At 40.1% G+C, this 10392-nt stretch carries 15 protein-coding genes; all 15 read left to right on the plus strand.

Annotated features, from left to right (window positions below; translation table 11 throughout):
* Nucleotides 1–348 (plus strand): hypothetical protein (locus tag IGI46_RS25760; RefSeq protein ID WP_429974621.1); only part of this gene is annotated, 348 nt, incomplete at its 5' end.
* A gap of 11 nt (nt 349–359) precedes the next feature.
* The gene (locus IGI46_RS25765; RefSeq protein WP_429973672.1) at nt 360–554 is read left to right on the plus strand and encodes a hypothetical protein; all 195 of its coding nucleotides are present in this window, start codon (nt 360–362) and stop codon (nt 552–554) included.
* Nucleotides 555–591: 37 nt separating this feature from the next.
* Complete coding sequence (locus tag IGI46_RS25770; RefSeq protein ID WP_429973671.1) at nt 592–777, plus strand: hypothetical protein; 186 nt, start codon at nt 592–594, stop codon at nt 775–777.
* A 26-nt stretch (nt 778–803) separates the two neighbouring features.
* A complete protein-coding gene (locus IGI46_RS25775; protein WP_207702682.1) occupies nt 804–1301 on the plus strand; it encodes a hypothetical protein in 498 nt (165 codons plus the stop codon).
* Nucleotides 1302–1831: 530 nt separating this feature from the next.
* The gene (locus IGI46_RS25780) at nt 1832–2653 is read left to right on the plus strand and encodes a toll/interleukin-1 receptor domain-containing protein (protein WP_429966165.1); all 822 of its coding nucleotides are present in this window, start codon (nt 1832–1834) and stop codon (nt 2651–2653) included.
* 54 nt (nt 2654–2707) lie between these two features.
* The gene (locus IGI46_RS25785) at nt 2708–3451 is read left to right on the plus strand and encodes a terminase small subunit (RefSeq protein ID WP_429973670.1); all 744 of its coding nucleotides are present in this window, start codon (nt 2708–2710) and stop codon (nt 3449–3451) included.
* Entirely contained in the window at nt 3444–4787 is a 1344-nt protein-coding gene (locus IGI46_RS25790) for a PBSX family phage terminase large subunit (protein ID WP_429973669.1), read from the plus strand. The genes IGI46_RS25785 and IGI46_RS25790 overlap by 8 nt, the downstream gene beginning before the upstream one ends.
* A gap of 60 nt (nt 4788–4847) precedes the next feature.
* The gene (locus IGI46_RS25795; protein WP_429973668.1) at nt 4848–6332 is read left to right on the plus strand and encodes a phage portal protein; all 1485 of its coding nucleotides are present in this window, start codon (nt 4848–4850) and stop codon (nt 6330–6332) included.
* Nucleotides 6332–7486: a phage minor capsid protein gene (locus tag IGI46_RS25800; RefSeq protein ID WP_429973667.1), complete on the plus strand. Its 1155-nt coding sequence runs from the start codon at nt 6332–6334 to the stop codon at nt 7484–7486. Before IGI46_RS25795 ends, IGI46_RS25800 begins: the two co-directional genes overlap by 1 nt.
* 11 nt (nt 7487–7497) lie before the next feature.
* Nucleotides 7498–7758, plus strand: coding sequence for a hypothetical protein (locus tag IGI46_RS25805; RefSeq protein WP_429973666.1), 261 nt, complete (start codon nt 7498–7500; stop codon nt 7756–7758).
* Between the two features lie 12 nt (nt 7759–7770).
* Entirely contained in the window at nt 7771–7956 is a 186-nt protein-coding gene (locus IGI46_RS25810; RefSeq protein WP_429973665.1) for a hypothetical protein, read from the plus strand.
* Between the two features lie 26 nt (nt 7957–7982).
* Nucleotides 7983–8204 (plus strand): hypothetical protein, encoded by a 222-nt coding sequence (locus IGI46_RS25815; RefSeq protein ID WP_429973664.1) that lies wholly within the window; start codon nt 7983–7985, stop codon nt 8202–8204.
* Between the two features lie 96 nt (nt 8205–8300).
* Nucleotides 8301–8894: a phage scaffolding protein gene (locus IGI46_RS25820; protein ID WP_429973663.1), complete on the plus strand. Its 594-nt coding sequence runs from the start codon at nt 8301–8303 to the stop codon at nt 8892–8894.
* Nucleotides 8895–8897: 3 nt separating this feature from the next.
* Complete coding sequence (locus tag IGI46_RS25825; RefSeq protein ID WP_429973662.1) at nt 8898–9899, plus strand: major capsid protein; 1002 nt, start codon at nt 8898–8900, stop codon at nt 9897–9899.
* Between the two features lie 39 nt (nt 9900–9938).
* A complete protein-coding gene (locus tag IGI46_RS25830) occupies nt 9939–10334 on the plus strand; it encodes a hypothetical protein (protein WP_429973661.1) in 396 nt (131 codons plus the stop codon).
* The last annotated feature ends 58 nt before the right edge of the window (nt 10335–10392 follow it).

The following is a 10392-nucleotide window of genomic DNA, read 5'->3' on the forward strand; positions in this document are numbered from 1 at the left end:
CAAAAAGAAAATGTCACAATCCTGATAAATTTAATCAAAGAAAATCCTGAATTGAAAATTTTACCGATGGTTGATGGCGAAGTTGTGGCAGGAGATGATTTCTGCCATTGGGCAGGTTCGTTTGGTAAATCCGAAGTAGATTATATCTGGAATAATGGTGAAAAAATTTATTTCAAATCTGGCGATGAAGAAGAACTTATCGAAAATGAAGTAGAAAATATTGAGGATTCAGCGGAATTATTCCATGAAAGCCATCCAATGTGGCGGACAATCGAAGACCGTGCCAAAGAACGTGTTAACCAGTACCCGTGGGAAAAAGTGATTGTCACATGGATAGGATTACCGTAGGAGGCTCAGCAATGAAAGTTGATGATTTAATATGCGAGTTATTAGTTATGAGAGATGCTTGCGGCGGCAATGCCGAGGTTTTTGTAGTAGATATGAATTTTTGTGAAGCACCAGTGTTGAAATCAATTAGCGAAGTTGATTCTATGGTAGGTACTGCAGAGGATGACGAAGAGCCGGGTGTAAAGATACCTGTAATCGGAATTTAACCATTCCACTAACGTCGGCTTGAAAGGAGAATATTACATGGGGAGAGATCAAATTAAGACTCGATTTGAGCAATGCAACACGGAAATCGAGGAGCTCAGAATGATGTTTCGTAAAAGTAAGAACACTACTGCACGCGAAGCGATCACCCTCCAAATAAAGAATCTGGAGGCTGAAAAGTTGAAGCACCGCATTATAGCAAGAGCGCAAGGAATTGACCTATAAACAATAGCAAAGAAGGGGGAGCTTTATTGGAAACGCAAGTAATCGAATTGTCTGAGAAGTCAATGAACAAGATTGTGGATGCTGTAGTCGAAAAGATGACAGCAGCGCAAGAAAAGAAGCGGCGTGCCGTAAGAAACAACGCCTATCACAATATCAGGGAAGTGCTAAAGAATTATTATCAACTGAAAACGCATTGTAAAATTGTGGATCAGCAGGTAGAGGAAGAAGTAGGCTCGTTCTGGTTTGATTGGCGATTCGATGTGAACAGCCTGTTAGAGCATAAGGCCAAGACAGTAAAAATTATGAAGCATGTTGATTTTGCTCTAATGGCCTATAAGGAGTCAGATCCTGATGGGTATAAGCTACTTGAGATGAAATACCTAGTGCCGCGGCCGCTGTCAGATGAGTTTATCGCAACACATTACGATTGTGACCGTAGAACAATCAAGCGTCGGCTAGACAAAGGGATACAGGAGGTTGCTAAGTATACCTTTGGCATCGAAACTGTAATTAATTGGTTTTGACGTGCCCAAAACGCGCCCCACAATGGTACATCCTTCGTGTTAATATGATAGCGTAGAAATTTAGCAGACCACCTCAAGCAAATTGAACACCAACGAAAACTGTCAGACATGACTACTCCTTTTAAGTATAGCGATTTAGCAAGAGGTGGAAAGCTAATATAGGCAGCACAAAATAAATCTAAGGAGATGAGACATTCCTTTCTTTTTATTTCGACACGTGCTGCCTGTTTTGTCGCTGTGGCGGAAAGGGTAGACGCAAATACAAATTCACGAGGATGCAACAGTTAACGGTTTGCGGTCATGCGAGAGTTGAGACTACGTGCCGAAAAAGTGGCTTCAGTTGGAGAACATTATACTCAAATCGTGAAGAAAAAGACCGCATGCAAGGTTCGATTCCTTGCCAGTGACTTTAGCAACCGATGATACAAGTGGTTCGTGGAGGAGCAGCACAACGAAAGTGCTATGTAGGTTGCACAATACATACAAGATCGCTTAGGCGGTCTTTTTTGGTTTACAAGGAGGTAATAAAGATGGGATTTGACAAATATTTCCTACAAACATACGATAAAACCTATAAAGGAGGAAATCGTATGAAAAAAGTAGTTGTATTTATCAGTCATATCAGCGAAGAATCAGAACTAGCGGTTATGTTAAAAGAAGAAATAGAGAAAAAATTTGTAGGCTTTGTTGAAGTCTTTGTGTCTTCAGACGGGGTAAGTATTAGCGCTGGGGCTGAGTGGTTAAACCAAATAACTAATGCTTTAAACAATGCATCAATAATGATTGCATTGTGTAGTAAAGATTCGGTAAAAAGACCTTGGATTAATTTTGAAATGGGAGCTGGATGGATGAAGGGCATAAAAGTAATTCCTGCCTGCCATACTAACCTATTGATTGATCAGTTGCCAAGTCCTACTGATATGCTACAAAGTTTATCTTTGAGCAACCCAGATCATGTAAAACGTATTTTTCGAGCGATAGCAGAAAGTGCGGGAGCAGACCCAACAAATGTAGGATTATATGAACTAGATGATCTTTGTGATAAAATTTCTGATTTTGAATATGAATATGGGTTCCTCAATAAAGCAAAAAGTTTAGTCGAGCAACTTGAGAAAAAGGTGGATTATTTCAAAGTTTTCTTCTCAGAGGCAAGAGTTGGAAACACTTATCAAATTATGCTGAGTGAATCCGATTATGTTTTTAACAAAGATCTTTTGGGAGAATTAGAAAGAATGGATATACTAAGAGTTATACCTGAACCTGGACAAGAGTCAGCATTAATATTTACAAACACAGGATCTGGAAAATCTTACCATGCAACTTTGCTTAGCAATTACTTGAAAATCATCTAACAGTCTCCTCGTGAGGCTGTTTTATTTTGCGTTGAAAGAGAGGTGCCGTGTGATGTGGAAAAATGGGAGTTAGCATATAAAGATTACCAAGAAGGTATGAAGTATAAAGAGATTGCCGCAAAGCACGGTGTCTCTATCAACACAGTAAAGTCATGGAAGACCCGAAAGTGGAAAGAGCAGGAACAGAATAAGGGCGCACCTAGAAAGAAAAAGAGTGTGCACACAAAACAGGAAAAGGGTGCACACAAGGAACAAGCGCAACTCGTAATAGAGAATGATGGCACTGAAGATATAACCGATGTGTTGGAATACTATGGTATTAACGAACAACAAAGAAGGTTTGCTGACAATTATATCGAGTCTGCTAATATCTATCAATCGGCTATTAAAGCCGGTTACAGTGAAAGTTATTCGAACTCATTAGGATATAAACTATTGGGAAATATTGGTATTAAGAATTACATTGATGATCGTATGCGCGTGTTAGCTCACGGGAAGGTTGCTACCCAGCAAGAAATATTGCAGGGATTAACCAGGATATTTAATAGGCAAGAGAGCGAGCATCAAGTTGTCACTCTTAGGTCTAAAGAAGAAAAGTGGGTTCCCGTTGGAGAAGATAAGCAGCTTAAAAAACAAACTGTAGAGACTGAAGAGCCTAAGATTGTAGCTTACCCTACAAAAGTTAGTGATGTGATCAAAGCAGGTGAATCTTTGCTGAAACGATTAGATTTATTAGGTAATGATGAAGGTAGCGCAGGTATTACCATTATTGATGAGTGGAGTGGTAGTGATGAGTAAGACTATCTACATTCAGAAGGAAGTAAACCCACACTTCAAATCAGTTTGGACGAACCAGAAGCCTTATGTGGTGTTAAAAGGCGGGCGTAACTCTTTCAAGTCCTCAGTGATTGCCTTATTGTTAGTTTTCAAAATGTTAGCCTATTTGCTTAAAGGGGAGAAAGCTAACGTTGTAGTAATACGTAAGGTCGCTAATACCATACGAGATAGTGTTTATCTAAAAATACAGTGGGCTTTGAGTAAATTCTTTATCTCAAGTCAATTCAGCTTTACTGTATCGCCCTTTAAGATCACTCATAAGAAGACAGGTTCAACCTTCTACTTCTACGGGCAAGATGACTTTCAAAAGCTTAAATCAAACGATATTGGCAATATAATTGCTGTCTGGTATGAGGAAGCAGCTGAGTTTAAAGATGCTGAGGATTTTGACCAATCAAATGTAACGTTCATGCGGCAAAAGCATCCGTTAGCTATGCAGGTTCAATTCTTTTGGTCATACAACCCTCCTAGGAATCCTTACTCATGGATTAATGAATGGGTAGAAACGTTAAAAGGCCATCCTGATTACTTAATACATGAGTCAAGTTATCTAGATGACAAACTAGGGTTTGTTACAGGACAAATGCTAAGCGATATAGAGCGGGTAAAAGAAAATGACTTCGATTATTACCGCTATTTGTATCTAGGTGAGCCTGTAGGACTTGGAACGAATGTTTACAATATCAACTTATTCCAACCGTTAAACGAGCTGCCGGATGATGATAGGATTGTCAGTTTGTACTATGCTACTGACGTTGGTCATCAAACATCAGCTACAGTATCGCTTTGTTTTGGACTCACAGCAAAAGGCGATGTCATTCTGTTGAATATGTATTACTATTCGCCACAAGGCAAGGCTGTTAAAAAAGCGCCTAGTGACTTATCAAGCGAATTGCATAAGTTCGTTACTAAGACGGCTAATCATCACTCAATAGGCAATGCAAAGATTATGCAGCGAACGATTGATTCTGCTGAAGGAGGTCTAAGAAATCAGTATTTCAAAGATTTTGGGCAGCGCTGGCATCCAGTAGCAAAGAAAAAGAATATAGATATGATTGATTACGTCCATGACTTACTTGCTCAGGGGCGTTTTTACTATTTAGTGCCAACAATAAAAACCGGGTTATCAAATTGCGATGACCTGACTCTTTTTATTGAAGAACACAAGCGATATCAGTTTGATGAACGCTATTTAAATAGTGACGATCCTAAAGTATTGAAGGAGTTTGATCACAGCGTAGATGCCTTCAAATATGCTTGTTTAGATAATGCTCGGGCTTGGAAGCTGAAAAGGTAGGTGAAGTGTATGGGAGTAATTCAAAATATTAAAAACTTATTCAAGAGAGGGGGCTATGCTGTGACAGGACAAACACTAAATTCAATCAATGACCATCCTAAAGTAAACATCGATCCTATCGAGTTGCAGCGGATTGAGCGTGACTTTCGAGAATATCGCAACGAGTATGACAAGATCGTTTATATCAATTCGAACAACGAGATAAAACGTCGTGATTACATGACTATCAATATGCGAAAACTTACCGCTGAAATGCTGGCAAGTCTAGTGTTTAATGAACAGGTTGAAATATCCGTTGATATAGACGAAGCGGATAATTATATCAAGCATGTTTTTGAACACAACGACTTCAAAAAAAATCTTTCTAAGTATTTAGAGCCAATGTTTGTTGCTGGTGGTTTAGCTGTTAGGCCATATGTTGACACCGCTACTGGTGAAATGGAATTCTCTTGGGCACTAGCAAATGCCTTTTATCCTCTACGTTCGACTTCAAATGGTATTGCTGAGGGCGTTCTTGTATTCAAGACCTTGGAAGTAGAACAAGATAAGACAATTTACTACACTTTGCTAGAATTCCATGAATGGGAAAACGGGAAGGTAGTTATCACGAATGAGCTTTATCGCTCAGAAGATGCTAACAGTTATGGTTCGAGAGTACCTTTGGGGCATAAAGGGCAGTATAAGGGTTTGCAAGAAACAGCAACCTTAGAGTTTATGAAAAAGCCACTATTCAATTACTTAAAACCTGCTGGCTTCAATAACTTTAGTCTGTATAGTCCTCTCGGGATTGGAATATGTGACAATGCTGTAAACACGCTTAAGCAGATTAATGATACCTATGACCAATTCAACTGGGAAATTAGAATGGGGCAGCGGACAGTCGTTGTTAGCGATCATGTATTGAATTATGTACCTGATGAACAAGGCAACTCACTACAACCTGTGTTTGATCCAGATGTAAATATCTATCGCCCTATGAGGATGGATGATGATAAAGAATTAATCAAGGATATCACTAACGACATTCGCGCTGATCAATACATCACAGCTATTAATCAGTTCATGAAGACACTAGAAATGCAGATGCAGTTATCTGTAGGTACGTTTAGTTTTGACGGCGAGTCAGTAAAGACGGCAACCGAGATTGTTAGTGAGAACTCATTAACGTATCGAACCCGTAACATGCACTGCAACGAAGTAGAGAAGTTTATCAAAGGATTAGTCGTATCAGTTCTTGAACTAGCATCAGGGACTGTCTTAGAAAACGGGGTAAAGCTTTATACAGGTGAAATACCTAGTTTCGAACAAATCAGCGTAGATTTTGATGATGGAATCTTTGAGAGTTTGGATCAGAAGTTAGACTTCTTCAGTAAAGCCAAGACAGCTGGTTTAGTTCCAATCACTAAAGCGCTAGAGGGAATCTTCAAAATTACTGAGGAAGAATCATATGAGTGGTATCAACTGATTCAAATGCAAGAAACAGGATTGGATCAAAGCGAGATACAAGCTTTTATGGAACGACAGGAGCTAGGGGATGATGAGTAATGATCACACCTCACCAATTAGACTTATGGTCCAGTAACTTTGCTGAACTTTACAACTCCTTAGAGGGTGAAATACTCCGCATTATGATTAAGAGGTTGTCTAGCGGCCATACAGACATTTTAGAATGGCAAACAGATGCTTTGAAGGATTTACACCTATTCAACAATGAGGTCATTAAGGAGTTAGCCAAGGTCACAGGAGTTGCCGAGTCAGAGATTAACAAGATGTTTGAAGCTGCAGGCAAGCAGACGGTGACCGATATTGACAAGATTATGCCGTATGAAACCAAGCCGATGCCGAGCAACTTGGACAATATCATCAAGAGTTACGCGGATCAATCATGGTCTGGAATTGATAATTTAGTCAATCAAACGCTTGTTACGACTAACTACGGCGTAGGAGCAGCAACACTAGCCTACCAAGGAGTATTGCGGCGAACGCAAGCATTGTTTAACGCAGGACTATTGAACTTTGACAAATCATTAGAAAAAGCGATCCAAGAATTAGCCCAGAAAGGCATTCGCAGTGCTTTTATTGATAAAGGCGGGCATTCTTGGAGCATAGAGCGGTATGTTAGAACTGTTTTAAAATCTACGTTAGCAAATACGTATGACACTTTACGAAAAGACCGTATGGCTGAATATGGCGTTCACACGGTGATTGTCACGAGTCACATGGGGGCACGTCCAGCTTGTTCACTTATTCAAGGTCATGTTGTTGATTTAAGAGATAGCGTGCCACCTGGAAGTGAGTATAAAAGTATTTACGATCCGTATTGGAAGGCTGAATATGGAACTCCAGGCGGTCATAGAGGTGTAAACTGCAACCATTTGCACATTCCATTTATACCTGGCGTTAATACGAACAACCAGCCTTCCTATGATGCAAAGGAGAATGCGGAAGTCTCTAAGCTTATGAAGAAACAGCGAGAACTAGAACGCGCCATTGTTAAGCTTAAAAAGAATCAGATGGTAGCTGAGGCTATGGGGCACACTGACAACGCGGCTGAGTGGGGTCGTAAGGTTAGAGCGATGCAGAAACGAACCAGAGAGCTTGTAGCTTCAAACGAGTACCTAAGCAGGAATTATAAGCGTGAGAAAGTCTATACGCCGCTTAATACTTTGCTGAAGGATTTCCGGTATGACGACTTTTAGGAGGGGCAAAGATGGCAGAACAACTATTTCAATGCGGCTTTTGTAGTGAATTAACACCGCTGATTATGAAACAGGACAAATTAGGTGAGGGCATTCAACACAACTACGCTGAATGTAAGCAATGCAATGGAAAAGTGACTCATAGCTACACCAATAAAAGGATACGCGGATTAATGGTTAGGCAGCAGCACACTAAGCCGGGTAAAAAGAAGGCAGAGCTTGCAGAATTGATCCTGAAGGAAATGGATGAACTGAAAAAGAATTACGAATAGGGAGTGAAGTTGATGGAAACCCAAAAACAAGTAAAACAACGCAACTCACAAGATGATTTCATGGAGTTTTTCAAAGGACTTGATGAAAATTATCAGAAATACCTTATCAATGAAATGAAGAAGAAACCACCGGACAAACAACAGGCAGTAGCACAGGCAGATAGTGCCGGATTGGTTGGTGGTCCTAAATCTCGTTAGCCGCGTCAAGGCTAGTTGGAGGCAGCATGGAATTTAGAGAGTTAAAACGAAAAAAAGAGCGAGGCGTATCGAATGAAGAATTTATGGATAAATCTAAAGAATTCTTCGTAGATGCAGAAAGTATTGTAGTGGTCGGTGTAGATCAAAATGGTATCATATCGACATTTTACACTCAAAGCACATCATTAGGCGCTATCGGAATGATGGAAGTAGCTAAATCACAACTTATTGATGAAATGGAAGTCTAGCAATCGCTAAGGCTTTTTATTTTGCCCTGAACATGGCGTTAAACTGTTCAATCCATCGTGGTCGTAGCCACGTCAAAACTCGAAAGGATGAAGGATATGAAAAGAGAACAGTTGAAAGAATTAGGTTTATCAGATGAACAAATCGGCTCAATCATGGCATTACATGGTCAAACAGTTAATGAATTGAACAAAAGCGTAGCTACTGCAGAGCAAGAGCGTGACCAGTTCAAGGAGCAGCTGGCAACCAATCAAACCGAGCTAGATTCACTAAAGGAGTCTGCAAAGGGGAATGAGGAACTTACCCAGCAACTAACTGACCTACAAGAAAAGTTCAATTCTGCTAAAACTGAATCTGAAACGAAACTCGCAGAGCAACAAAAAGACTTTGCTATCAAACTAGCGCTTAAAGAAGCACAGGCGTTAGACGAAGACATTGTGTTAAGTCAATTAGACAAAGACACAATTAAGGTCGTTGATGGCAAATTGCAAGGATTTGAGGAACAATTAAAAGGATTGCAGGAAAGTAAGACATTTTTATTTCAGCAAGAAGAAAATACGCCAGCAACACCCAAAATCGTTGTCGGCGGTAATCCTCAGGGGGCTCAAGAACCTTCTGGAACGATGAAACAACAAATGAAGTCTGAAGCTTTCAATTTAACACAGTTTTTACAAAAAGAAGGAGAGAAATAATTCATGGCAAATGAAATTACTAAATTACTAGATGTTGTTACACCAGAAGTATTCAATGCGTATATGGATAACTTCACAGAGGAAAAATCCGCAATCATCCAGTCAGGAGTTGCGGTTGCAGACGCGGAAGTATCAAAAAATATTACTGCAGGTGGGTTATTAGTCAATATGCCATTCTGGAATGACCTGGATGGTGAAGATGAAACACTTGGAGACGGAGAAAAGGAGCTAGAAACAGGTAAGATCACTGCTGGCGCTGATATTGCAGCAGTAATGTACCGTGGACGTGGATGGTCTGTTAACGAACTAGCAGCAGTTATTTCCGGTGATGATCCTTTAGGGGCACTACTTGGTAAAATTGCTTCTTGGTGGTTACGTCGGGAACAACACGTTCTTATTAATGTATTAAATGGCTTATTTGCAGATGCGGATACAGGAGCTTCCATTCCTGCTGGGCCATTAAATGGAACGCATTTGTTAGCGAAAAAAACAACGTCTATTTCGGGTGAATTAGTTTTGGATGCTAAACAACTGCTAGGAGATTCCGCTGATCGTTTAAGCATGATCGTTATGCATTCGGCAGTTTACACGGCATTACAAAAGCAAAACTTGATTGCTTTTATTCCTAATGCTCGTGGAGAAGTAAATATTCCTACTTATTTAGGCTATCAAGTCGTGATTGACGATGGAGTACCAGCGAGTGGCACAGGTGCCGCTAAAGTTTACACTTCTTACCTGTTTGCTTCAGGTGCAATTGGGCGAAACACAGGCACTCCTGCAAAGCTTACAAGCTTCGAGAAAGCTCGTAATGCTAAAAAGGGTAATGATGAAGTCTATACACGTCGAGCGTTCACAATGCACCCATACGGTGTTAAATTTACAAATGCCGATCGTGAATCTGGTGAAATCACACCGACAAATAAAGATTTGTCTAATCCTAAAAACTGGGAAAAAGTTTACGAAGACAAACAAATCGGCTTAGTTGCTATTCAACATAAATTATAAGAGAGCTTTTGGCTCTCTTTCTTTCTGAGGAGGGAGATCATGAGTTATCTCAATTTTAAAGAATATAAAGAGTTAGGTGGCAGAGCTTCAGAAGAGAAGTTTGCCGATTTCTACATGAAGGCTGAGGCTCTATTAGAAAACATTACCAACAATTTCTATATTAGAAATGATATCACCGCAGATGTAGAGTTTCGTTCGAGTCGTTTCAAGAAGGCTCTGGTAGCTCAGATAAACTACTTTACGGAAATGGATGCTGATACCTTCGAATCGTTAAACAAGATGCCACAGAGCTTCCAGATTGGCTCTACGTCAATATCAAACGGCAGCCGCTATAATTCCAGTGGGGCAAATGAAAGTAAGTCGCTTGTTCCTGATGATGTATATGTTTTCTTGGAAGGAACCGGCTTGTTGTATCGAGGTGTTCGCTCATGTTGATACCTAAGCCACCAAAAGAAACGCTTGTTGATTCGATGGTATATAGATCATATAAAGG

This window comes from Enterococcus sp. AZ163, assembly GCF_050498925.1.
In the GTDB taxonomy this organism is placed as follows: Bacteria; Bacillota; Bacilli; order Lactobacillales; family Enterococcaceae; genus Enterococcus_A; species Enterococcus_A ferrettii.

Excerpts from the sequence above, each read along its gene's own strand:
- IGI46_RS25765 (WP_429973672.1), top strand. The coding sequence starts at position 360 with ATGAAAGTTGATGATTTAATATGCGAGTTATTAGTTATGAGAGATGCT.
- IGI46_RS25770 (WP_429973671.1), top strand. The coding sequence starts at position 592 with ATGGGGAGAGATCAAATTAAGACTCGATTTGAGCAATGCAACACGGAA.
- IGI46_RS25780 (WP_429966165.1), top strand. The coding sequence starts at position 1,832 with ATGGGATTTGACAAATATTTCCTACAAACATACGATAAAACCTATAAA.
- IGI46_RS25790 (WP_429973669.1), top strand. The coding sequence starts at position 3,444 with ATGAGTAAGACTATCTACATTCAGAAGGAAGTAAACCCACACTTCAAA.
- IGI46_RS25800 (WP_429973667.1), top strand. The coding sequence starts at position 6,332 with ATGATCACACCTCACCAATTAGACTTATGGTCCAGTAACTTTGCTGAA.
- IGI46_RS25805 (WP_429973666.1), top strand. The coding sequence starts at position 7,498 with ATGGCAGAACAACTATTTCAATGCGGCTTTTGTAGTGAATTAACACCG.
- IGI46_RS25810 (WP_429973665.1), top strand. The coding sequence starts at position 7,771 with ATGGAAACCCAAAAACAAGTAAAACAACGCAACTCACAAGATGATTTC.
- IGI46_RS25815 (WP_429973664.1), top strand. The coding sequence starts at position 7,983 with ATGGAATTTAGAGAGTTAAAACGAAAAAAAGAGCGAGGCGTATCGAAT.
- IGI46_RS25820 (WP_429973663.1), top strand. The coding sequence starts at position 8,301 with ATGAAAAGAGAACAGTTGAAAGAATTAGGTTTATCAGATGAACAAATC.
- IGI46_RS25825 (WP_429973662.1), top strand. The coding sequence starts at position 8,898 with ATGGCAAATGAAATTACTAAATTACTAGATGTTGTTACACCAGAAGTA.
- IGI46_RS25830 (WP_429973661.1), top strand. The coding sequence starts at position 9,939 with ATGAGTTATCTCAATTTTAAAGAATATAAAGAGTTAGGTGGCAGAGCT.